The 22,059-nt window shown below is 35.9% G+C and carries 24 protein-coding genes; 16 read left to right on the top strand and 8 right to left on the bottom strand.

Annotated elements, in window-relative coordinates:
- Positions 1-33: 33 nt before the first annotated feature.
- The 4 genes from NYE67_RS13640 (at position 34) to NYE67_RS13625 (ending at position 3,116) form a co-directional block, all read left to right on the top strand.
- The gene (locus tag NYE67_RS13640; protein WP_191700412.1) at positions 34-906 is read left to right on the top strand and encodes a CAP domain-containing protein; all 873 of its coding nucleotides are present in this window, start codon (positions 34-36) and stop codon (positions 904-906) included.
- 220 nt (positions 907-1,126) lie between these two features.
- Positions 1,127-2,038 (top strand): glycine betaine ABC transporter substrate-binding protein, encoded by a 912-nt coding sequence (locus tag NYE67_RS13635; protein ID WP_191700411.1) that lies wholly within the window; start codon positions 1,127-1,129, stop codon positions 2,036-2,038.
- Between the two features lie 169 nt (positions 2,039-2,207).
- On the top strand, positions 2,208-2,333 hold the full coding sequence (locus NYE67_RS13630; RefSeq protein WP_318245205.1) for a hypothetical protein: 126 nt from the start codon (positions 2,208-2,210) through the stop codon (positions 2,331-2,333).
- 12 nt (positions 2,334-2,345) lie between these two features.
- Positions 2,346-3,116, top strand: a complete 771-nt coding sequence (locus NYE67_RS13625) for a glycine betaine ABC transporter substrate-binding protein (RefSeq protein ID WP_340730914.1) — start codon at positions 2,346-2,348, stop codon at positions 3,114-3,116.
- Positions 3,117-3,193: 77 nt separating this feature from the next.
- On the opposite strand, the gene NYE67_RS13620 is transcribed toward NYE67_RS13625, so the two are convergent.
- A complete protein-coding gene (locus NYE67_RS13620) occupies positions 3,194-4,093 on the bottom strand; it encodes a MerR family transcriptional regulator (RefSeq protein ID WP_191700410.1) in 900 nt (299 codons plus the stop codon).
- Between the two features lie 189 nt (positions 4,094-4,282).
- Here NYE67_RS13620 and NYE67_RS13615 point away from each other — a divergent pair, with 189 nt between their 5' ends.
- Positions 4,283-5,590 carry a globin-coupled sensor protein gene (locus tag NYE67_RS13615; protein WP_225231259.1) on the top strand — a complete coding sequence of 436 codons (1,308 nt, stop codon included), beginning with the start codon at positions 4,283-4,285 and terminating at the stop codon, positions 5,588-5,590.
- Positions 5,591-5,681: 91 nt separating this feature from the next.
- Here the strand turns inward: NYE67_RS13615 and NYE67_RS13610 are convergent, their stop codons facing one another.
- A complete protein-coding gene (locus NYE67_RS13610) occupies positions 5,682-6,365 on the bottom strand; it encodes a TraR/DksA C4-type zinc finger protein (RefSeq protein WP_191700409.1) in 684 nt (227 codons plus the stop codon).
- A 132-nt stretch (positions 6,366-6,497) separates the two neighbouring features.
- Here NYE67_RS13610 and NYE67_RS13605 point away from each other — a divergent pair, with 132 nt between their 5' ends.
- On the top strand, positions 6,498-8,162 hold the full coding sequence (locus NYE67_RS13605; protein ID WP_191700408.1) for a ribonuclease J: 1,665 nt from the start codon (positions 6,498-6,500) through the stop codon (positions 8,160-8,162).
- Positions 8,163-8,230: 68 nt separating this feature from the next.
- On the opposite strand, the gene NYE67_RS13600 is transcribed toward NYE67_RS13605, so the two are convergent.
- Entirely contained in the window at positions 8,231-8,785 is a 555-nt protein-coding gene (locus NYE67_RS13600; protein ID WP_191700407.1) for an integrase, read from the bottom strand.
- 290 nt (positions 8,786-9,075) lie between these two features.
- Complete coding sequence (locus NYE67_RS13595; RefSeq protein ID WP_191700406.1) at positions 9,076-9,339, bottom strand: KGG domain-containing protein; 264 nt, start codon at positions 9,337-9,339, stop codon at positions 9,076-9,078.
- Positions 9,340-9,763: 424 nt separating this feature from the next.
- Between NYE67_RS13595 and NYE67_RS13590 the strand changes: the two genes are divergently transcribed.
- The 5 genes from NYE67_RS13590 to NYE67_RS13570 all read left to right on the top strand — a co-directional run bounded on the left by NYE67_RS13590 (position 9,764) and on the right by NYE67_RS13570 (position 15,644).
- Positions 9,764-11,560: a carbon starvation CstA family protein gene (locus tag NYE67_RS13590; RefSeq protein WP_191700405.1), complete on the top strand. Its 1,797-nt coding sequence runs from the start codon at positions 9,764-9,766 to the stop codon at positions 11,558-11,560.
- A gap of 138 nt (positions 11,561-11,698) precedes the next feature.
- Entirely contained in the window at positions 11,699-12,448 is a 750-nt protein-coding gene (locus NYE67_RS13585; RefSeq protein WP_191700404.1) for a carotenoid biosynthesis protein, read from the top strand.
- Between the two features lie 49 nt (positions 12,449-12,497).
- Complete coding sequence (locus tag NYE67_RS13580) at positions 12,498-13,085, top strand: lysophospholipid acyltransferase family protein (protein ID WP_340730281.1); 588 nt, start codon at positions 12,498-12,500, stop codon at positions 13,083-13,085.
- Between the two features lie 13 nt (positions 13,086-13,098).
- Positions 13,099-14,199, top strand: coding sequence for a glycosyltransferase (locus tag NYE67_RS13575; RefSeq protein ID WP_225231258.1), 1,101 nt, complete (start codon positions 13,099-13,101; stop codon positions 14,197-14,199).
- Positions 14,196-15,644 (top strand): phytoene desaturase family protein, encoded by a 1,449-nt coding sequence (locus NYE67_RS13570; protein ID WP_191700401.1) that lies wholly within the window; start codon positions 14,196-14,198, stop codon positions 15,642-15,644. The genes NYE67_RS13575 and NYE67_RS13570 overlap by 4 nt, the downstream gene beginning before the upstream one ends.
- Before the next feature lie 8 nt (positions 15,645-15,652).
- Here the strand turns inward: NYE67_RS13570 and NYE67_RS13565 are convergent, their stop codons facing one another.
- Positions 15,653-16,216: a GNAT family N-acetyltransferase gene (locus NYE67_RS13565; protein WP_191700400.1), complete on the bottom strand. Its 564-nt coding sequence runs from the start codon at positions 16,214-16,216 to the stop codon at positions 15,653-15,655.
- A gap of 212 nt (positions 16,217-16,428) precedes the next feature.
- Here NYE67_RS13565 and NYE67_RS13560 point away from each other — a divergent pair, with 212 nt between their 5' ends.
- From NYE67_RS13560 to NYE67_RS13550, 3 genes are read left to right on the top strand one after another with little or no spacing between them, the layout of a single operon-like run.
- Complete coding sequence (locus NYE67_RS13560; RefSeq protein WP_191700399.1) at positions 16,429-17,205, top strand: ATP-binding cassette domain-containing protein; 777 nt, start codon at positions 16,429-16,431, stop codon at positions 17,203-17,205.
- 18 nt (positions 17,206-17,223) lie between these two features.
- Positions 17,224-18,156 carry an ABC transporter substrate-binding protein gene (locus NYE67_RS13555; protein ID WP_191700398.1) on the top strand — a complete coding sequence of 311 codons (933 nt, stop codon included), beginning with the start codon at positions 17,224-17,226 and terminating at the stop codon, positions 18,154-18,156.
- A gap of 20 nt (positions 18,157-18,176) precedes the next feature.
- Entirely contained in the window at positions 18,177-18,938 is a 762-nt protein-coding gene (locus NYE67_RS13550; protein ID WP_191700397.1) for an ABC transporter permease, read from the top strand.
- A gap of 17 nt (positions 18,939-18,955) precedes the next feature.
- Here NYE67_RS13550 and NYE67_RS13545 read toward each other — a convergent pair whose 3' ends face one another.
- Positions 18,956-19,384: a winged helix-turn-helix transcriptional regulator gene (locus NYE67_RS13545; RefSeq protein ID WP_191700396.1), complete on the bottom strand. Its 429-nt coding sequence runs from the start codon at positions 19,382-19,384 to the stop codon at positions 18,956-18,958.
- A 206-nt stretch (positions 19,385-19,590) separates the two neighbouring features.
- Between NYE67_RS13545 and NYE67_RS13540 the strand changes: the two genes are divergently transcribed.
- On the top strand, positions 19,591-20,106 hold the full coding sequence (locus tag NYE67_RS13540; protein WP_340730280.1) for a DUF4242 domain-containing protein: 516 nt from the start codon (positions 19,591-19,593) through the stop codon (positions 20,104-20,106).
- 20 nt (positions 20,107-20,126) lie between these two features.
- The gene (locus tag NYE67_RS13535) at positions 20,127-21,170 is read left to right on the top strand and encodes an acyl-CoA dehydrogenase family protein (RefSeq protein WP_340730279.1); all 1,044 of its coding nucleotides are present in this window, start codon (positions 20,127-20,129) and stop codon (positions 21,168-21,170) included.
- A 36-nt stretch (positions 21,171-21,206) separates the two neighbouring features.
- Here NYE67_RS13535 and NYE67_RS13530 read toward each other — a convergent pair whose 3' ends face one another.
- On the bottom strand, positions 21,207-21,416 hold the full coding sequence (locus NYE67_RS13530; protein ID WP_191700393.1) for a helix-turn-helix domain-containing protein: 210 nt from the start codon (positions 21,414-21,416) through the stop codon (positions 21,207-21,209).
- Between the two features lie 9 nt (positions 21,417-21,425).
- Positions 21,426-21,896 (bottom strand): DUF2975 domain-containing protein, encoded by a 471-nt coding sequence (locus NYE67_RS13525; protein ID WP_339213234.1) that lies wholly within the window; start codon positions 21,894-21,896, stop codon positions 21,426-21,428.
- Between the last annotated feature and the right edge of the window lie 163 nt (positions 21,897-22,059).

Below are 22,059 nucleotides of genomic sequence, written 5' to 3'. Positions count from 1 at the left end.
TTTACGATAGGGGTACGAAAGGAGGCGTACAAAATGAAAAAAAGCTTTATCACATTTTGTGCATTTGCACTTTTAGCTACTCAAGCTCCAGCAGCTAACGCAGCATCATCAACTGGAGGAGAGGTAACACCACAATATAAATCTACTCAAAATTATGAATATAAAAAGATAGCATCTAATAAATATTTTAATAATGGGAACTCGGTGTTTAACTTTATTGAGATTAAAAATGATCATTTTAAAGATGGAAAAATTTCAATTAAAATTAAAAAAGTTAAAAAGTCTGTTTCCAATAAAAATGAAAAAGGTACTGTTGAAGAGGTGCCAGTTGAACAACTAAAAGCTCCAGTGAAGGAAGCAACACCAGAACAACCAAAAGCTCCAGTGAAGGAAGCAACACCAGAACAGCCAATAACGCCAGTGAAGGAAGTAGCACCAGAACAACCAAAAGCAACTGAAACAACACAAACGTCGACTCAGTCACCTGCAAAACAACCAACAAACACTGTAGCATCTAATTCATCGGACATAGATGCAATGGAAGCGGCAGTTGTAGAATTAACAAATGCTGAGCGTGTAAAGGCCGGTTTACAACCATTTCAAACGCATGCACCATTAATGGCGGCAGCACGTGAAAAATCACAAGATATGAAAGATAAAAATTATTTCTCTCATACAAGTCCAACTTACGGTAGTCCATTTGATCGTTTGAAAGCACTAGGCATTAGCTATAAGGCAGCTGGTGAGAATATCGCCAAAGGTCAACGTACAGCACAGGAAGTTGTTACAGCTTGGATGAATTCTGAAGGTCACCGTGCAAATATTTTAAATGCAAACTTTACACATATCGGTGTTGGGTATGTGAAGGACGGTAATATTTGGACGCAACAATTCATTAAACAATAATAGTTATTTATAGAAGCATCTCCATGACTGAGCAAATCAATCATGGAGATGCTTCTTTTTTTATACAATATACTGCTTAGTCATCTAGATAACAGCGCGTTGCCAAAAAAATAAGCCTGTATAGAGTACTCGTTTGACATTAGTAACAACCTCTTGTTAGAATTGGGTTGTTGCTTTTGAAGGAGTAGACGAAATTATATTTTTGGAGTTGATATTTAAGATGAAAAAATTTAAAACCTTTGGGATGACTTTAGGGGTTTCTTCAGCACTTCTTTTGGCTGCGTGCGGAGATGATACTAATGGTAGCGGTAGTGAAAACGGAGATAACAATAACCTTAGTGAACAAGTAGACTATACGATAGTCGGAGTTGAACCTGGCGCTGGATTGACAGGTCTATCACAAAATGTATTAGATGAATACGAAAATCTGGAAGGATGGACATTGCAGGAAAGTTCAACTGCAGGAATGCTTGGAACTTTAGAACAGGCAATTCGTAACGAAGAGCCAGTCATTGTGACAGGCTGGACACCGCACTGGAAATTCTCTGCCTATGACTTAAAAATTCTTGAAGACCCTAAAGGTGTTTTAGGTGGAGCGGAAAATATTCAAACACTTGCAAGAAAAGGGTTGGAAGAAGACTTGCCGGATGTGTATACAGTAATGGATCGTTTCTATTGGGAGCCGGAAGATATGGAGCAAGTGATGTATGATGCACAAGATAGTGGTGATTTTGATGCAGCTGCAGCTCTTTGGATTGAGAACAACGAAGAAAAAGTAAGTGAATGGACAAAAGATATCGCCCAAGCTGATGGTGAGAAGGTTAAAATCATTTCTACTCCTTGGGATTCTGAATTTGCATCAAGCAGTGTAGTCAAACTTGTCCTTGAAGGATTAGGATATGAAGTTGAAGTTACACCGGTTGATCCTGCAATTATGTTCCAAGCAATTGCAACAGGTGAAGGGGATGTCACTGTAGCACCATGGTTACCATCAACTCACAACGCTTTTTATGAAAAACATAAAGACGATATTGTAGATTTAGGCGAAAACTTAGAAGGTACACAAAATGGATTCGTTGTACCGTCTTATGTAGATATTGATTCAATTGAGGATTTAGAGCCGAAAGAATAACAAACTATTAGAGAGTTTCTAATTTAAATAATACTTGTGTAGAAGCTTTGAAATCTACACAAGTATTATTTAATAAGTTAGAAGTACATATAAGACAATAGGACAACAATAACGAAATAATGTTAACTCTTTTAAAATAGATACATAGATATTAAGGAGATGTTATTCGATGAAGAAATTTAAATCGTTTGGTTTAACACTAGGAATTACTTCCGCTTTATTTTTAGCAGCATGTGGAGATGACGCGGGTAATAGTGAAAATACAAAAGAAGATTCTGCTAGTATCAGTGAATAAGTAGACTATACAATAATTGGAATTGAGCCGGGCGCTGGGTTAACAGGTCTTACATACGATGCACTAGAACAATATGAAAATTTAGAAGGGTGGACATTACAGGAAAGCTCAACAGCAGGTATGATTGGTACTTTAGATCAAGCAATTCGTAATGAGGAACCCGTTATTGTCACAGGTTGGAAACCACACTGGAAATTTTCTGCTTATGATTTAAAAATACTGGAAGACCCTAAAGGTGCATTAGGTGGAGAAGAGTATACTAATACACTCGTTAGAAAAGGGCTAGAGCAAGACTTGCCGGATGTCTATACTGTACTTGACCGATTTTATTGGGAACCGGAAGATGTTGAACAAGTAATGCTTGACGCTACAAATAGTGATTTTGATTCAGCAGCTGCGGAGTGGATTAAAAATAATGAAGCTAAAGTGAATGAATGGACAGAGGGAATTGCACAGGGCAATGGCGAGGAATTAAAATTAGTTACAACTACTTGGGATTCTGAATTAGCTTCTAGCAGTGTCATGGAGCAAGTAATTACTGAATTAGGTTACAAAGTAGATGTTATTCCTGTAGATCCAGCTATAATGTTCCAAGCAATTGCTACAGGAGAAGGAGATGCTTCTCTTTCAGCTGCATTACCAACAACACACCAAGCCTTTTATGATAAGCATAAGAAAAATATAGACGATTTGGGAGAAAACTTAAAAGGTACCCAAAATGGATTCGTTGTACCGTCTTATGTAGATATTGATTCAATTGAGGATTTAGAACCGAAAGAATAACAACTAAATAACTTTAAATATCTACAGCCTGTTATTAAAAATAACGGGCTGTATTTTTTGTTTGTGGATAAAAGGGATTATTTTTTGCCCTTCAGTATGTCATTTATATTTGCTACGACAGCTATTGAATTAGTGGAGTTACTTTTTAAATGCTCAAGTGCACCAGCTCCCCCTATATAGAAACGAATTGAGGGATGCTTTGCCGCAAACTCATCTAACCTCTGAATAATATCTGGGTGAAGCACAAATGGTATTGTCGTAATTGCAGAAAGGAGAACGACTTTCGGCTGCAGTTGGGTAACGAGTGCTTCGATTGTACCGGTTGCAGGAGAGCTCCCCACAAGAAAGGCGCGCCAACCATTTATCATTGCCTGTAGCATTAAAATATGAAGAGGCACTTCATGGTATTCTCCAGGCAAGCAGGCACACATTAGAAGGGGTGCATCCTCATGGCAATAATAATTTCTACGTATCTGAACTAAATAATCTCGTATAACCATGGTGGCAACGGATTCCTGATCCTCTGTCCATTCATTATTCTCCCACCGAGTTCCAACCTCTCGTAGAAATGGTATAACAACAGAGGAAAGGAATTTTTCCAAGCCTAAAATATGTGTAGCTTGATGGAGAATTCGATTTATTTCAGACTCATTGCATGTCTCTCCGTAATGCAATAAATATTTAGTATATTCATTCATCTCTTCTTCCGTACAAACGGGTAAATTTTCATTATTTAACTGTTGCTGACGGATTTTTAATACAGCCTGTTTAATGGAATAGCCTTGTAAAGAAAGGTTGCGCACTTTTAAAAATTGCTGTAAATCGTCCTCAGAATAGACGCGGTGCCCATTTTCCAAACGTTTAGGCTGGACTAATTGGTAGCGTTCTTCCCATTTTCGTATAACCTGTTTAGAAAGTTGTGTAATTTCAGATACTTGCGTGATGTTATACTGCCAACTTGAAGATTGTGAAACCATTATGTACCCTCCTTTCTGTTAGAAATAGTTACCATCAGTTCTAATCCATAAAAATTATATAGATATGATTATACTATAAATTTCAAAACTTTATACAAGTTTTGTATAGTTTAGGCTAAAATATAAAAAAATTGACAATAATAGAAGGTTAATGTTATACAAAGATTATACAAATAAGGGGTGGATACTTTGGCAATATGGTGGAAACAAAAAGTGGATAACGGTAAAGCAGTTCAACTCGCACAATTACAAAATTTTAGGCCAATTATGAATTTTACGAATAGACCTGACTTGGAACTACAAATGAAATTAATTGGGATTCATGAAGAAAATTTACGGCAAATCAAGTCATATCAGCCTTATATAGCAGAAGGCGTTTCAACAATTACGGATGTATTTTATGAAAGTGTTCTGGCTATACCGTCCCTAAGGAAAATTATAGAGGAACGAACAAAAATCGATCGTTTAAAGAAGATGTTGGATGTCTATATTGTTTCTATGTTCGATGGAATATTTAATGATGAGACAATTGAAGCTAAAAGGAAGCTAGCAAGTATACATTTTAAAATTGGATTAGATCCAAAATGGTATATGGGGACGTTTCAAAAACTGCAGGAAGCAATGTATACATTGATTTGTAAAGATATATCAGATTTTACGCTAAGAGAACAAATTAATTTAAATATTTCCAAGCTTATTAATCTAGAAATGCAAATAGTTTTAGAAGAATATGAAAAGGAAAATATAAATCTTCGAAATGAACAATATAATATTGTAAAGCAGGAACTAAAGGGTAATCTCTCTTCTATTATTCAAAACCTTGCAGATTTAACGGAAGAAACAAACAAATCAATTGAACAAGTTAACAATCATACATCACAAATTAGTCATACAATAGAGTCGAATGTAGAGATTGTACTGCACATTCATGAAGACGCAATGGCTGGAAAACAAGATGTAACTCAACTAGAAAAAGAGATGCTAGAGATTAAAAACAGTACTTTGGAAATGAGCCGTTTAATCGGCCATTTAAAAGTTTCATCAGAGCAAATTATAAATATTGTATCATTAGTAAGAAATATTGCAGATCAGACGAATTTGCTCGCCTTAAATGCCTCGATAGAAGCAGCAAGAGCAGGCGAACATGGGAAAGGGTTTGCAGTGGTAGCTCAGGAAGTTCGCAAATTAGCGGAGCAATCAAAAAATTCGGTAGAAAATATTACTGATTTAATTCAAAAAACAACTTCTCTAACTACAACAGCGGTGAATATGATTGAAGATGTACAATTAAGGGTCGATTCGGGATTGGATGTTTCGGTTAATACTCAAACAAAATTTCAGCAGATTTTGAAAGCAATTGACCAAAATGAAAAGCAAATTAAACAAGTAGCATTTGATATTTTGGATTTAAGTAGTGTCATTGGGAATATTGGGCATGAAACTAGGGACGTAGCAAGTACAGCAGACCAGTTGTATAAAATGACTACACATTTATAATAATGTCATATAGTTATCTAAAGATTAAGGCTGTGTTAAACGTCAATTTTAACGTTTATCACAGCCTTTTCCCATAACAAATTATTCCTAATTAATCCAAATAGTCATATTTACTAGCCTCATCCGCATACTTTTGCGAAATTTGCCCGTTAAGTTGGTCTTCTTTAGAAACATGGAGGAATTCCAAAGCCGAATACATTTCCTCACCGTCTTTGTCCTTATATAAATCATTGTAATGGTCATAATCTCCTTCAAAATCGGCCGGTGTATCCGAATTTCCGTATTGAGCAACGATTTGAAAGGAATCTTCATTATCTTGCAGTTCATCATGATTTTCTCTATCTGAAAATGAATTGTCTACAGCAGGATGAAGCAGATCTTCTTCAATTGGACGATCGGTTGGTACTGATTTTGCTACACTGTGGTCAATACAAAATGTTGTATAAGGTATTGCTACAAGGCGATCATAAGGAATTTCAGCATGGCATTTTGCACAAACTCCATATGTACCATGTTCCATCCTTTCAAAAGCAGCATTTACCTGTACCAATAGATCATCACTATGGACTTTTAGCGCCATATCCTTTTCGCGATCGTATAACTCAGTTGCTAAATCTGCCGGGTGATTATCGACTGTTGATAATTCATCTGTTGAATCACGTAAGCTTGCGCGGGCAAGTAGTTCATTTTCATTTTCATTTACATCACCGATTAATTCTGATTTTTGTTCAATCAGCTGTTTTTTTAATTTCGCAAGTTGTTTTTCTGTTAGCATCATTATCAATCCTTTCTTAGTTAGTATGAACGAAATAACGCAAAATATTTCATGACTTCAATCTCCGTTCTCGTATAGTTCATACCGTATAGGCAATACTATTTTTTATGATGCGAACAGGAGGAATAAAAGTTGCTAAATACCGATATTAAACTTTCCATTTTCGCTTTAGGTGGTATAAATGAAATCGGAAAAAACATGTATGTCATTGAATATGGGGAAGAGCTAGTAATTATTGACTGTGGTGCAAAATTTGCAGACCAAAGTTTATTGGGAGTTGATTTGATTATTCCCGATTTAAGTTATTTAGAAGAAAATAGACATAAAATAAAAGCTTTAATTGTGACGCACGGGCATGAAGATCATATTGGCGGCATTCCCTTTATGCTAAAGAAGTTAAATATGCCTATTTATGCTTCACGATTTACGCTTGGATTAATCGAATTAAAATTAAAGGAACATAAGTTATTACGCGATACTGTTTTAAATGAGATTAATGCTGAATCTCGTATTGATTTTGAGCATTTATCTGTAACATTCTTTAAAACAAGCCATAGTATTCCTGATTGTTTAGGTATTGTATTTGATACTCCAGAAGGGAAAATAGTCCATACCGGAGATTTTAAATTTGATTTTACCCCCGTAAACGATCAAGTTTCGGATATTCATAAGATGGCGGCAATCGGTACAGAAGGGGTGTTAGCGCTTATATCCGAAAGTACAAATGCTGAGCGACCTGGGTTTACCCCTTCTGAACAAATTATTGCTAGCCATTTAGAAGAAGAATTTCTAAGAGCGACAGGCAAGGTATTTATTTCTACATTTGCTTCCAATGTAAATAGAATCCAACAGATTGTGGAAGCAGCAAAAAAGACGAACCGAAAACTTGTACTGCTTGGTCGGAGTATGGTAAACGTTACTTCTGTCGCAATGCGGCTCGGTTATTTAGATATCCCGGGCTGGATGTTAGTTGAACCACGGGATATGAGAGACCTTCCTCCCGAGAGGATAGTCGTATTATGTACAGGAAGCCAAGGTGAGCCACTAGCAGCATTATCCAGGCTTTCAACTGGGCGAAACCGTGATGTCAAAGTAATACAGGGGGATACGGTGATTTTTGCTGCTTCGCCAATACCGGGTAATGAAAAGGACGTTTCCAAAATTGTTGATAACTTATTTCAGCTTGGAGCAAAAGTTGTATATGGAAATTCAAGTGTAACTGGAATGCATGTATCAGGTCATGGCTATCAGGAAGATTTAAAAATGATGCTGACCCTTATGAAACCGAAGTATTTCATTCCTATTCATGGGGAATACCGCATGCTTCATATCCACCGATTACTTGCAGAAGCAGTTGGCGTTAAATACAACAATACTTTTATACTTAAAAATGGGGAAATTGTCGATATTAAAAATGCGGAAGCTAGGCAAACTCGTGCCATTACTGCAGGAGATACGTATGTAGATGGTGTTGGCAGTGATGAAGTGGGAGAAATTGTACTACGGGATCGCAAGCAGTTATCAGAAGAGGGTATGCTTGTAATTGTTATCACAATCAGTAAATATGATGGTTCGATTATTTCAGGACCGGATAGTATTTCACGAGGTTTTGTTTACGCCAAAGAATCCGAGGCATTAATAAATGATATAAATGAGATTTCAAAAGCGGCAGTAATGAACTTTAAGGAATCTAATCCATTTGCTATGAAAAAGGCGATTAAGAAAGCTGTAGATCAATATATATTTACGTTGAAAATGAGAAAACCAATGATTTTACCGATTGTTATTGAAATCTAAATGCCACGAAAAAAACGTTCTGAAAGGATAAAAATCCCTTGCAGGACGTTTTTATATTATCTAAATTATTATGCCGGTAGAAGTTCTGCTTCATCTTGAATTTTCTTAAATAGGGCTAAATCTTCTCTGTAATTATTCAAGTATGATGACAAACTGTGATTTTTTATTTTTTCAAACATATCGATATTAACTAATTGTAACTTATTATTAAGAATTTCTGCATTAAACCATGCTGTCTCTTCGAAGGCAATATTCATTATATGTTCTTCAATAATCATACTTAAAAGGCTAGGTGTATTATAGATTTCATTTAAAGAATTTTCATTTCTCATTTCAAAAAAATCAATTGTTCTTGGAAGGGAAGCCTGTAATGCCGGTCTGTCAAGAGCATGTCCCAGCTCGTGCAGTGTTAATGCATTTATATATATTTCTAAAGGTATCATATTAGAGAATTCTGCGGCAGCTTCTACTAAACGTTTAGCATCGAAACTAACGATATGCGTAATGAAATTATAACTCATATTTACACCTGTATAATCTTGCTTTAATTCAATATTCATGCCGGTAGCTAGAATAGTAGAATGAATAATTTCTTTAAGATATTGATTTGTATATTGTTGCATGAATAATGTCATTTCCCTCTCTCTATTAAATAAGTTATATTAAAATATTTGTTTTTAATAAATGAACATAAAGTAATATATAATTTTTTTTGAATTTTTTCAAATTGTTTGTTTACAATTTTATGTAATATGCTATTTCTTTAAAGTGAAAAATAGGCTTAAAGCTTGTTATGGTGCTTATTTATGCATAAAAAAGATGCCTGCCGTGTTTATACAACGGCAAGCATCTTTTTATTAAATACGCGTATTTTACTGTTCATTATTATTTAATTTCATTCATATTGATTGTCTTAATTGTTATTATTGTTGTTGTTGTTATTTCTACGGCTAGCCTCTCCGCCTTTGCGGCCAGCTTCTTCACGGCTCATTTTACCACCATTGTTATTGCCATTATTGTTCTGGTTGTTTCCATTACTTGCTTCTCCGCCTTTACGGCCGATTTCTTGATAAAATTCTTGGTTGTGGTTATTGGATGTAGCTTCTCCGCCTTTACGACCCGCTTCTTGAACTGTCATTTTCCCATTGTTGTTCTGGTTACGATTGTTATTAGCCATTTCTAACATCCTCCTAGAATATTTTTTAAGCCTATTGCTAAGCTTACTAGTTTAATTCCCACCCTTACATTTATTAAACATTAATTATATTTCGAATATATTACAAGTAAATGATTGATTTTTATTATATATCTTAATTGAGCATGATGTGAACCCTTAGAGTGCCTGGTTACAGCGCCATGTTATATAAGAATTTATCATCAAATAATGACTGCAAAAAAAAAAAAAATTAATTCTTCTTCTATTTAAAAAAATATTTAATATCTTTTTATAAAATGGAAAATGTATTCAATTTTGTAACTTTGTAAGTTAAAATGACTATTACACAAAATTTTCTGTTAATTTTTAATTTTTGTAATACAACAGAGGTTTTTTTTGATATTGTTATATTACAACAAAAATATAATTTAGGAGGAAAAGAGAAGTGAATGCAATTACACTAGTTATAGGGGCTATTTGTATATTAGTAATAGCTTATCGTTTTTATGGTATTTTCTTTACTAAGAAAGTATTAAAAATTAATGAAGACAAGCCAACACCTGCTCATGAAAAAAATGACGGACAAGACTATGTACCGACAAATAGATGGGTAGCATTCGGGCATCATTTTGCGGCTATTGCAGCTGCAGGTCCATTAGTAGGACCAATTTTAGCTGCACAATTCGGTTATTTGCCAGGTTATCTTTGGCTATTAATCGGTGCTGTTATTGGGGGAGCAGTCCATGACGCAGTCGTACTATTTGCATCGATGACAAAAGGCGGAAAATCATTGTCTGAAGTTATGCGTGAAGAGTTAGGACCAGTGGCGGGCTTTTGTACAGGTCTTGCAATGCTTTTCATAATCACCATTACAATGGCCGGGTTATCAATGGTAATTTTAGGTGCATTAGCAGAAAATCCATGGGGAACATTTGCTGTTGCAGCGACAATTCCTATTGCTATGCTGATGGGCTTAATTAATAAGTTCACGGGTAACTTGAAGCTCTCTACTATTATAGGGGTCGTCTTGCTCGTAGCGGCTGTCTTCTACGGTCCATCGATTCAAGGGACTTGGCTCGGTGAGGTATTAACATTAGACCGTGAAACATTATCAATTTTATTACCGATTTATGCATTCTTTGCGGCAGCTTTACCAATATGGTTCTTATTAGCGCCACGTGATTATTTAAGTAGCTTTATGAAGATAGGTGTATTTATTGCCTTGATTATCGGTGTATTTATTATTAATCCTACAATACAGTTTCCAGCAATTATTCCTGACTTTTTAGGTGGCGGAGGACCGATCGTTGCAGGTCCTGTTTGGCCATTCGTTTCAATTACAATTGCCTGTGGTGCGATTTCCGGTTTCCATGCTTTTGTCGGTTCAGGAACAACACCGAAAATGCTAAATCGCTGGGAAGATATTCGTGTTGTAGGTTTTGGGGCAATGCTCGTAGAATGTGTCGTTGGGGTTATGGCTCTAATAGCAGCAACGGTTTTACATCCTGGAGATTATTTTGCAATTAACTCAACGCCTGAAAAATTTGCAACATTAGGTATGTCTGTAGTAGATTTACCTGCATTATCTGAAGCAATTGGGATGGATTTAGAAGGACGTACAGGGGGCGCGGTTACGCTTGCTGTCGGTATGGCATCGATATTTGCCGGGGTGGAATGGTTCAGTCATTTAACGGCATATTTCTATCAATTTGTTATTATGTTTGAAGCGGTATTTATATTAACAGCAATCGATGCAGGTACACGTACTGCTCGTTACTTAATTCAAGATTTCTTAGGAAATGTGTATAAGCCATTAAAGAAAACCGATTGGCTGCCCGGTGCAATCGGTGCGAGTGCCCTGGCCTGTGTCATGTGGGGCTACTTACTGAATTCCGGGGATATTGCATCCGTATGGGCATTATTCGGCGTATCCAACCAATTGATGGCGTCGATCGGTTTAGTATGTGGTGTAACTTTCGTACTGAAGATTGCAGATAAACGCATTTACGTATTAACATGCTTTATTCCATTAGTATATTTATATATTACAGTAAACGTAGCAGGATTCTGGATGGTGAAAAATGTCTACTGGAACAGTATGGCTGGTGGATATAATATTTTAAATGGAATTTTATCCATCATCATGTTAACGCTAGGTTTAATTATTGTCATAACATCATTTATTAAATGGCGTGAACTATGGGCACATCCACGCTTTAAAAAACAAGCAACAGCAAATTAAATGTAAAATCTAACCCGAAATGGAACCTAACATCCATTTCGGTTTTTATTTGAAACAAAATCGCATTTGTTTACGGGTTATATGAGAAGTGAATATAATGAAAAAAGGAAATAATAGTTTAATAAGGGAGTGAATAAAATGCGTATTGCAAATTACATATTTTACTTTTTTCTTTTTTGGTACATATGCGGAGTAGTACTTGTTGGCTTTGATTTGTTACCTAGTTGGCTGGAATGGTCGAATAGTGTATTTATTATTACATCCGGAATAATAGGAGGAATTTATTTCCTCATTCATTTCCGATTTAAATTGGGCTTCTTAATATTTGTTGGAATATTTGTGTCTACATTCATCATTGAATACTATGGATCATCTAGTCAATTTTTGTTTGGTGATTATACGTATTCCGATTATTTTGCACCAAATGTTATGGGGGTTCCAGTTGCAATCGGTTTCGCATGGGTAATGGTAATTGCGACAGGTCATGCTATTATCATGAAGTTTGGTGTGCAAAATATAATTTTAAGAGCACTACTCGGTGGTGTTTTAGCGCTTACGATGGATTTAATATTGGATCCAGTTGCCTATAAAGCGAAGCAATATTGGATATGGCACGAGCCGGGAATTTACTATGACATTCCGTGGACGAACTTTTTTGGCTGGTTTATTATCGCTTTTTTCATTCATATAATTCTATCATTCATTTCTGTTTCACAAGTGAATAAAGTTTGGCAGGATCGACTAGTCCTTTTGTATATCCTGATTATTATCATGTTTGCTTTAATCGGATTAATGAATGGAATATATTTGGCCAGTACAATAGTTGTGACAGCACTTCTCTTTTTAATATTCTCACTTCGAAAAGAGGGGCAATATGCGAGTAGCTAAAAAGAATAAAATTGCTATGAGAATGTTTCGGCTCGTCCAACAGAAATTGATGAAGCGAAGTTTTGCACATATTTATATAAAGGCAGATTTCCCTATCCCTAACAATGCACTATATATTGCTAATCACAGTTCCTGGTGGGATGGTCTGCTTTTGTTTGAATTGGAGCAAAGGGGATATATTCCAAATCTATTTGTCATGGTAGATGAGCAGGGAATAAAAAAATTCCCGATTTTTCAATGGATAGGTGCGTATTCAGTTAATCAACAAAACCCCAAACATATTAAAGAATCAATCCGCTATACGAAAAGTCTATTACAGGATGGAAAAAATATTTGTATATTTCCTCAAGGAAAGGAATGGCATTTAGAACAAAGGCCACTTTACTTTCAACAAGGTGCAGCAATGATTGCCAAGCAAGTGAAAGATGTTCCGGTCGTTCCTATAACTATTTACTATACATTTCGGAATGAACGAAAAGCGGAAGTGTGGATTGGAATTGGAAAACCAATTCAATATGAAGATAAATGGAGTCGAGAACAGATGACACAGTATTTTGAAGAGGTAGTCACGGAGCAGTTAAATGCTCTGAAAAAAGATGTCGTTCAAAATGATTATACAAGTTTCATAAAAATATGATGAGGTGACAAGGATGCTATTTATTTACTGTGTTGTGTTAAGTATTTTTGTCATTTGGACAATTTTGAATGGCTTGTTTTTACCTCGAATTAAAAAAGTGCATGGAGAAAATCAAGATCGTATTTCCATTCTTATTCCTATGCGCAATGAGCAACGAAATGTAAAAAAATGCATCTCCATGTTAAAGCAACTTACATATCCACAGCTTGAATTCATCATTTATAATGATCAATCAACTGACTTAACTGGACAAATGCTATATCAAGAAATTGAAGGTGATGCTCGCTTTCGTGTGATAGAGGGAGTGGAGTTACCGTCTAATTGGGTAGGGAAAGTGCATGCCTGTCATCAGTTACAGCGAGCAGCCACTGGAAAGTTTTTAGCGTTTATTGATGCAGACGTATCCTTGTCATCACACATTTTTGAAAAAGTTGTACCCCTTATGAGGAGAAAAGAAATCGGTCTAATTACCGGGTTTCCGCATTTTATGTATTCTAATTGGCTGGATCGGCTTGTACTTCCGATGATGCATTTTCTTGTGAATTTTCATTTACCTATTGCTTTGGCGAATTATACGAAATGGCCGGCTGCTACGGCTGCCAATGGGACTTTTTTATTTTTCGAAAGAGAAGCTTATGAGAAAATGGATGGTCATCTTGTAGTGAAAAACTCTCTATTGGAAGATGTAGAAATAGCGCGGGCGATGAAAAAATCAGGAATGCGTGTGTTATTGGTTAATCTTAGTAAAGACAGTTCATGCAAGATGTACACTAACACGTTTGAAACGTGGCAAGGTTTTTCTAAAAATACATTTAGTGGCCTAAATTATTCTTTTAGAAATGCCGTGCTATTTATCCTTTTTTATAGTGTAACTTATGTGTTTCCGCTAGTGCTTCTTATTAATAGTATTGTTTTTTTAAATTGGCTGTATGCTATACCTTATATTTTGATTGTTATTCAAAGAATGGTTTCCGACTTCAAAAGCAAGACACCCTTATATTACGCATTGCTCATGCCACTCTCGTCACTGGCAATGCTAATTATTTTGTGTAATTCAATTTATTTGTATCAAACGAAACGGTCTTATGTTTGGAAGGGACGTGAATACGGATGAAGAAAGTAGCGGTAATTGGCGGTGGTCTAGGGGGGCTATCCGCAGCTATAACACTTGCGAATGCAGGGATGGATGTTACAGTATTTGAAAAAAATAAAGACCTGGGCGGAAAAATGCGCTCAATAGATCTCGGTACACATCATTTTGATTTTGGACCAAATACAATTACGATGCGCCCTGTCTTTCAGCAAGTTTTAGCACAAACTGGCGTAGATCCGGATGATTATTTAAATTTTATCCCTTTACGAGTTCATATGAAGAATGTAAGTTCAAAAGGGGAAGTATTATACTTTTCCAACGACCAGCAATATATGATTGAGCAAATTAAAAAGTTTTCATTAAGCGACGCGGAAAATTATCCTGCTTTTATTACGGAAATTTCAAGAATCTACTTTTTGGCACAGCGTCATTTTTTGCAAACAACATTTACGAGCTGGCGAGACTATATGAAACCATCGTTACTATCAGCTCTAGTAAAAGTGCGACCTTTTGAAACTTTGAATCAATTTATAAGAAAGTATTTTCAACATCCGTTTATCGTTCAATGTTTTTTACGCTATGCGACATATATTGGTTCATCGCCATACATAATGCCTGCAACATTTGCAATGATTGCTTATTTGGAATTGGTTGATGGTGTTGATTACGTTGAGGGTGGAACATCAAAGATTGCGCAAGCATTTACAACCCGTGCTAAGCAGTTAGGTGTGAAATTTCATGTAGGGTGTGAAGTGACAAAAGTTAAATATGGAAAGACTCAAATACACAGTATTATCGATCAGTATGGAATTACACATACAGTCGATGCTGTATTTATGAATTCAGATCGATTAAGTGATTTATTTGAGCTTGATCAAGTTAAAAAAGATATTCAGCCATCCAGTTCAGCATTTGTCATACTGCTTGGACTTAATAAACGGATTGAAGGGTTGCATCATCATAATGTCTATTTTCCTGAAAACTATGAACTGGAGTTTGACGCACTCTTTTCAGATCACTACGTTGAAGATCCCACAATTTATATTTGTAATTCTTCGTATACGGATCGTTCCATTTCACCAAGTGGAGATAATTTACTGATTTTAGTAAATGCCCCACCAACGAAAAAGGGAACTTTACAAATCGATTCACATCAATATCGTCAAAAAATAATTATACAGTTAAAGGAACTTGGTCTTGATATCGAAGATGCTATTGTGGAGGGAAAAGTAATAACACCCGAGTATTTAGAGAAGGAATTTTATGCATTTCGAGGCGCATTATATGGCGCTGCATCCAATTCAGTAAAATCTGCCTTTTTTAGACCGAGTAATCGGCATGCCAAACTGAAAAATTTATATTTTGTAGGCGGGACAGTACATCCTGGAGGAGGGTCTCCGCTCGTCACGCTGGGGGGCATGAATGTAGCTAAAAAATATATAGCTGAAAATGGTCAGGAAATTTAGAGTTACCTCTAATTTTCCTGACCATTTTGTGTAATGTATAAATAATTTAAATAGTCTTCTTTTAAAATTGCATTTAAAATACAGGGCTGTTTTTGTCTCTCTTCCAATAGTAAATGCTCTTCCTGAAATTGTTGTTCTACATTTAATGAGATGAACGGTAGTTTTTCCTGTGCTTTCTGTGAACGGATATTAACAGTACGCGCACCTGCAAACACAACATCTAATTGCAACTGCTCAAATGCGATTTTTAAAATTTCGATTTTAGATGGCAAATTATAGCCAAGCCCCCAAAACTCAAAACCAATCCAACTACCAATGTGACAATGTTTTTTATGTTGGTCAATAAACATTAGTGTCGTAATACCAACTAATTTTTCTTCCTCATTTAGAATTACACGAGAAACCGTTTTTCCTTCAGATTCCTCTATTAAATTATTAATAATAAAATTTTCCGTATCTTCTATGGATTGAGTAGGTAAACCAAGTGCATTTTTTACTTCGGGTGCCTGAGATAAACGATGTATTTCTTTCGCATATCGAAGATCATGGGGAACTAACTTCACTTTTTTCATTTTATTTCTACCTCACTTTTTAAATGAACTTCCATCACTATGTAGATAACTATATATTGTTCCATTCTATATTATATTCATAAAATAACCGACAATTTTTTAGAAAATAAAAATAAATTGGAAAATAAGGTTGTTTTATTTAAGTAAGTATAATAATATAACTCATATAATATAAAACCGAGTTGAATAATCGGCATTGGGGTGAATGGTAATTGTCATCAGTAATGATTGATATTAGGAATGTAAGTAAGTCTTATGGTGATCAGGGTCTGACAGTACTGCAGGATATTTCTTTCGATATAAAAAAAGGTGAAGTTATCGCAATTTTAGGCAAAAGCGGCTGTGGAAAAAGTACATTACTTAATTGTATAGGCGGTTTTGAAGCGGTAAACAACGGCCAAATTTTGCTCGATGAAGTACCTGTCAAGAAACCGAGTAAGCGATGTATTATGCTGATGCAAAACTATGGGTTACTGCCATGGCGCTCTGTCCGGAAAAATGTAGAGTTAGGGATTGAAAATATAAGTTTATCAAAGCAGGAAATATCTGAAAGAACTCTACATTATTTGCGAATGGTTGGATTAGAGGATCGGGCTAATGCTTTACCTAGTGAATTATCTGGTGGGATGCAGCAACGAGTTGCTATTGCACGTGCCTTAGCAATGCAGCCAGAGGTCATTTTAATGGATGAACCATTCGGCGCGCTCGATACATTTACACGATACTATTTACAGGATGAATTAATGCAAATTCAGCATCGAGAAAAGATGACAATTGTGTTAGTAACGCATGATATTGATGAAGCTATTTATTTAGCAGACCGCATTTTAATAATGAAGCCAAATCCTGGGGAGATTCATAAAGAAATTGTATTGAAACTACCAAAGGAACGAAATCGTGCTGATGCAGACTTTCAGTATTATCGAGAATTAATTTTTAATGAGTTCCAATTTACACACGAAAAAGCAACGATCGAATTTAATATTTAATCTAACGGGGGTTAGTGGATGAAAAAGCTATTTTTATTAATGACAATATTATTCGTTACATTTTTAGCTGCATGCGGAAATAATGATTCTGCAGTCAATGGGGAAAAACCAACAATAAAAATTGGCTATTTACCAATTACACATGCAGTGCCTTTATATATGCAGAATGATGAGAACTATGAGGATTATAATTTAGAACTAGTAAAGTTTGGTTCTTGGCCAGAACTAATGGATGCGCTTAATACGGGAGCAATTGATGGGGCATCTGTACTGATCCAATTAGCTATGAATGCAAAGGAAAAAGGCATTGATTTAAAAGCAGTGGCACTCGGTCACCGTGATGGCAATGTTTTAATTGCAGGTAATGATATTAATTCTGTTGAAGAGCTAGTCGGAAAATCCTTTGCAATTCCAAGCAGGTTTTCCACACATAATATTTTGTTGTATGAAATGCTGAAAAAACATGGCATTGCCTATGATGAAGTTGATGTAATCGAACTACCGCCAGCAGAAATGCCGGCAGCTTTAGCAGAAGGGCGAATTGCGGGTTATGTTGTAGCTGAGCCATTTGGAGCGATTTCTGTAGCTCTTGAGAATGGTAAGGTATTGTATCAGTCAGAAGAAATATGGAAAGATTCCATCGATTGTGGCTTAGTATTGCGAGGTAAATTTATTGAAGATAATAAAGAATTAGCCGACAAATTTGTTAATGACTATGTAGCAGGTGGAGAGCTTGCACAAGGAAAAGACAAACATATGCATGAAGTGGTCGGGCAATATTTAACAGTGGATCAAAATGTGTTGGATATTTCTCTTGATTGGATTTCATATGACAATTTAAGTATTGAACAAGAAAGCTATGCTATTTTACGTGATGCATTAATGGAAATGGGATTATCTGATGACCCACCATCCTATGAAGACTTTGTTGATGCTAGCTTTGTAAATTAATAGAGGAACGGAGGGATATTATGGCCATAGTGAAAAAACTGTCACCGATTGCGATTGGCTTTATACTGCTTCTTATCTTCTGGCAATTTGCCATCTTGATCGGTGGACATCAGGCAGCACTCTTCCCTCCGCCTTTAAAAGTGGGGGAAGCATTATTAGCAATCATTTCGGATGGTTCTTTGTTTGCTCATATTCAAATTAGTTTATTTCGATTTTTTTCGGGTTACTTAGCAGCAGTAATTGTGGCTATCATTTTAGGTCTTCTACTAGGTAGATCGACGCTCGTATGGAAAGTAGTGGACCCAATTGTTCAAGTATTGCGTCCGGTTTCTCCAATTGCATGGTCGCCTTTTATCGTATTATGGTTTGGCATTGGCAATATGCCCGCGATTGTTATTATTTTTATAGCTGCTTTTTTCCCGGTTCTTTTATCGACCGTATCTGCTGTCAAAAAGGTTGACAAAACGTTTTTACGTATTGCCTCCAATTTTGAAATGAGCCCGTTTGAAACATTACGGAAAATTGTATTACCGGCATCATTCCCGATGATTGCAAATGGTTTGCATATGGCGTTAGGTTCTGCGTGGATTTTCCTTGTAGCGGGTGAAATGGTCGGTGCGCAATCAGGGTTAGGTTTTTTAATTATTGATGCAAGAAATTCATTAAGTCTTGATTTAGTAATGGCTTGTATCGTTGTCATTGGGGTTCTTGGATTAGCGTTAGATAAAGGCATTCATTATTTTGAAAGTTGGGTCAATCGCATTTGGGGCGGTGCAAAATAAAAACTGCCTAAAAAGTTTTAGACAGTTTTTATAGGGCGTATATGAATATTATCGATTCGCTCACCCGTTTTAGTAGAATAATAACCAATTTCTACCCGGTTTTCATCAGGATCGACAATTTCTTTATAACAAGTTTCAAGATGCTCAGCTCCCCAAATAATCATCGCATTAAATACATGCTCCAGGGCAGTGCCTTTTTCGGTTAATGTATAGCGGTAACGAGGTGGATGTGCAACATAAAGTTCGCTTTGGACTATATGGGCTTCTTCTAATTCCTTTAAACGATTGGAAAGAACGTTTGCCGAAAGTCCGGGTAGCTTGAGCTTAATATCATTGAAATTTGTTTCACCTATTAGAAGTTCGTGGATGATTAGAAGTGTCCATCTATCCCCGAGAATATTTAATGTTTGTGCAATGTTACAAGGTAAATCATAACGAGTTTTCATGCTTATGCCTCCTTCGTACTTAGTATAAACATTAATTTTATGCAAAGCGAGTTAATTTTTTTAACTTTATAAAGGGTTTGAAATTTTCAAAAATATGTACCTCATGACGAATAGGTGCAATTAATTATTGATATTCATAGTGCGATCTAATTGGACGCCTATTTGAATATAGAGAAATTTAATATTTATTATTAGGAGGAATTTAAATGAGTTTATATTTAGTAGAATCAACAATTAATGAAGTATCTTCAAAAGAGGCATTTTCGGCATTGGTAGATAAAGTACATGCAACTAAAAATGTAGGGGTCATCGAAGTACAAGTAGCGAAGGATTTTTCACGCGGCTATTTCATTATTGAAGCAACGGAAGAAGAAGCAGCGAAAGAAGCTTTACAGTCACAAGGTGTTTCCATCGACTTAATTAAGGAAGTTCGTTTAATCGGTAAAGAATTAGATGAAGTAAAAGCTGGCGGCGAGCAAGTTAATTATTTAGTTGAGTGGGAAATTCCTGCTGAAATTACAATGGAAAAATATTTGGAACGCAAAAAGAAAAACTCTGTAAAGTATGAAGAAGTACCTGATGTAAAATTCTCTCGTACGTATGTATGTGAAGATATGACAAAGTGCTTATGCTTCTATGATGCACCAGACGAAGCAGCTGTAAAACGTGCACGTGAAGCAGTACAAACACCGATTACATCGTTAACGGAACTATCGGACTAAAAGGAAAGGATGCGGAGAGAATGGCATTGAACAAACAATTATTAGCGCAAATCATCGAGGAGAAATTAAAACCTTTAGTAAAGAAAGTCGATGAGCAGGCACATTATGCAGAAAGCTATATTTTAGCATTAGGCGAGGCTGGATTTTTCCAATCGGCAAATAAAGATCAATCGAGTTTATTAGTAGATGAAGCGACAGTTGTCCGTGAAACAGCAAAGGTATGTATGACGACAGCATTTTGTGTTTGGTGCCATCTAGCCGCATTAACTTACTTAAGAAATAGTGATAATCCATTTTTGAAAAATGATGTGTTGCCTCAATTAGAAAATGGCGTAAAGTTAGGGGCAACAGGCTTATCAAATGCAATGAAATACTATTCTGGTTTAGAGAAGCTTCATTTAACTGCCGAAAAGACAGAAGCAGGTTATATTATTAACGGGACATTACCAGCTGTATCGAATTTAGGGAAGCGCCATTATTTTGGTGCGATTGCTACAATTGATACACGGGAAGTGATGGTGCTCGTTTCAACAAATGCATCAGGTTTGGAAATGACCGAACGACTTGGGTTTATCGGGGTAAATGGAAGTGCAACGTATACTTGTAAATTTGAGAATGTCCTTATTCCAAATGATTTTGTTATATCGGAGGATGCAAAGGCATTTTGCGATATTATACGACCGACATTCATTTACTACCAAGTTCCGCTTGGTGCCGGGGTTATAGCTGCAGCAGCTGATGGCATAGAGAAAGTAAAAGCAAAGCAAAACGGCTGTAATGACTTTTTGAAAGTACAGGCAACTGAACTACGTAGCCATCATGAAAGAATTGAAGCGGAGTTAAATCAATTAGCAAGCAATTTAACACTAAAAGATGTAGTAAATACGCGTTTACAGGCAGTCCATGATACATTAGCTGCAGTGCAGGCAAATATGATTCATAATGGTGCAGCGGGCTATGTAGCTGGTAGCGTACCTTCCCGAAAGCTGCGTGAAGCATACTTCTTTGCAAATTTAACGCCAACTGTCCGACATTTAGAAAAAATAAAATCAAATTTCACTTAAGTAAAAAGGGGCTATCCAGTTAGCCCCTTTTTTAGTTTAGTTTTCTTTTCGATACTCCAACAAATCCCCAGGCTGACAATCAAGCGCTTCACAAATTGCTTCTAATGTAGAAATGCGGATGGCCTTTGCTTTGCCATTTTTTAAAATAGATATATTGGCCATTGTTATGCCGACCCTTTCAGAAAGTTCGGTCACGCTCATTTTTCTTTTCGCCAGCATAACATCTATATTAATAATAATCGTCATCTTTTCACCTCATATCGTTAAATCATTTTCAGCTTTAAACACTAGCGCATGTGTTAACAACTTTTGTAGAACAGCTGCAAATACAGCGATGACGATTGATGCAAAAATGATAATAAGTGAAAATAACATGATTCCGGGTGCATCATCTATATCTGCAATACGAAATAAAAACGGTAAATCTACAATAAACAATACACTGATTGCAATCGCACAGCGCTTGATTTTTTTTAAAGCTTCTACCGATAAATTGGAAAAAGCAAGCTGTTGATCAATATAGCTTAATAATTTTGTCGTTTGGAAAAGAGCAATAAAATAAGGTATTGCAGAGAGATACATAACAGCTACCATTGGAATGAACAATAAAAAGGCCTTCGTTTTTGGAACGAAAATCAAATCATAAGCTAAATACGATAACACTGCAGCAATCGGTAAACCAATTATAACGACGGCAACCTTTAAAAATATAGTTTCACGCTTCATAAATTCCACCTCGCTATTTTAAATTTATATTGATAATAAGATTATATTTATCGATTTACAATAAATATGTATTGAAAGGTGAATATTTTTTCTATGAATTGCTTGGAGCTAGTATTTCGATGTGGTACATGAGAAAATGAACTAAAAAGAAAAAGGGGGATCA

This window comes from Solibacillus sp. FSL W8-0474, assembly GCF_038004065.1.
GTDB classification, from domain to species: Bacteria; Bacillota; Bacilli; order Bacillales_A; family Planococcaceae; genus Solibacillus; species Solibacillus faecavium.
This window is presented reverse-complemented; position numbering and strand designations above follow the sequence as displayed.

Excerpts from the sequence above, each read along its gene's own strand:
- NYE67_RS13525 (WP_339213234.1), bottom strand. The coding sequence starts at position 21,896 with ATGAAGCGTGAAACTATATTTTTAAAGGTTGCCGTCGTTATAATTGGT.
- NYE67_RS13630 (WP_318245205.1), top strand. The coding sequence starts at position 2,208 with ATGAAGAAATTTAAATCGTTTGGTTTAACACTAGGAATTACTTCCGCT.
- NYE67_RS13545 (WP_191700396.1), bottom strand. The coding sequence starts at position 19,384 with ATGAAAACTCGTTATGATTTACCTTGTAACATTGCACAAACATTAAAT.
- NYE67_RS13575 (WP_225231258.1), top strand. The coding sequence starts at position 13,099 with ATGCTATTTATTTACTGTGTTGTGTTAAGTATTTTTGTCATTTGGACA.
- NYE67_RS13555 (WP_191700398.1), top strand. The coding sequence starts at position 17,224 with ATGAAAAAGCTATTTTTATTAATGACAATATTATTCGTTACATTTTTA.
- NYE67_RS13570 (WP_191700401.1), top strand. The coding sequence starts at position 14,196 with ATGAAGAAAGTAGCGGTAATTGGCGGTGGTCTAGGGGGGCTATCCGCA.
- NYE67_RS13635 (WP_191700411.1), top strand. The coding sequence starts at position 1,127 with ATGAAAAAATTTAAAACCTTTGGGATGACTTTAGGGGTTTCTTCAGCA.
- NYE67_RS13550 (WP_191700397.1), top strand. The coding sequence starts at position 18,177 with ATGGCCATAGTGAAAAAACTGTCACCGATTGCGATTGGCTTTATACTG.
- NYE67_RS13620 (WP_191700410.1), bottom strand. The coding sequence starts at position 4,093 with ATGGTTTCACAATCTTCAAGTTGGCAGTATAACATCACGCAAGTATCT.
- NYE67_RS13585 (WP_191700404.1), top strand. The coding sequence starts at position 11,699 with ATGCGTATTGCAAATTACATATTTTACTTTTTTCTTTTTTGGTACATA.
- NYE67_RS13535 (WP_340730279.1), top strand. The coding sequence starts at position 20,127 with ATGGCATTGAACAAACAATTATTAGCGCAAATCATCGAGGAGAAATTA.
- NYE67_RS13565 (WP_191700400.1), bottom strand. The coding sequence starts at position 16,216 with ATGAAAAAAGTGAAGTTAGTTCCCCATGATCTTCGATATGCGAAAGAA.
- NYE67_RS13595 (WP_191700406.1), bottom strand. The coding sequence starts at position 9,339 with ATGGCTAATAACAATCGTAACCAGAACAACAATGGGAAAATGACAGTT.
- NYE67_RS13610 (WP_191700409.1), bottom strand. The coding sequence starts at position 6,365 with ATGCTAACAGAAAAACAACTTGCGAAATTAAAAAAACAGCTGATTGAA.
- NYE67_RS13600 (WP_191700407.1), bottom strand. The coding sequence starts at position 8,785 with ATGCAACAATATACAAATCAATATCTTAAAGAAATTATTCATTCTACT.
- NYE67_RS13530 (WP_191700393.1), bottom strand. The coding sequence starts at position 21,416 with ATGACGATTATTATTAATATAGATGTTATGCTGGCGAAAAGAAAAATG.
- NYE67_RS13580 (WP_340730281.1), top strand. The coding sequence starts at position 12,498 with ATGAAGCGAAGTTTTGCACATATTTATATAAAGGCAGATTTCCCTATC.
- NYE67_RS13540 (WP_340730280.1), top strand. The coding sequence starts at position 19,591 with ATGAGTTTATATTTAGTAGAATCAACAATTAATGAAGTATCTTCAAAA.
- NYE67_RS13640 (WP_191700412.1), top strand. The coding sequence starts at position 34 with ATGAAAAAAAGCTTTATCACATTTTGTGCATTTGCACTTTTAGCTACT.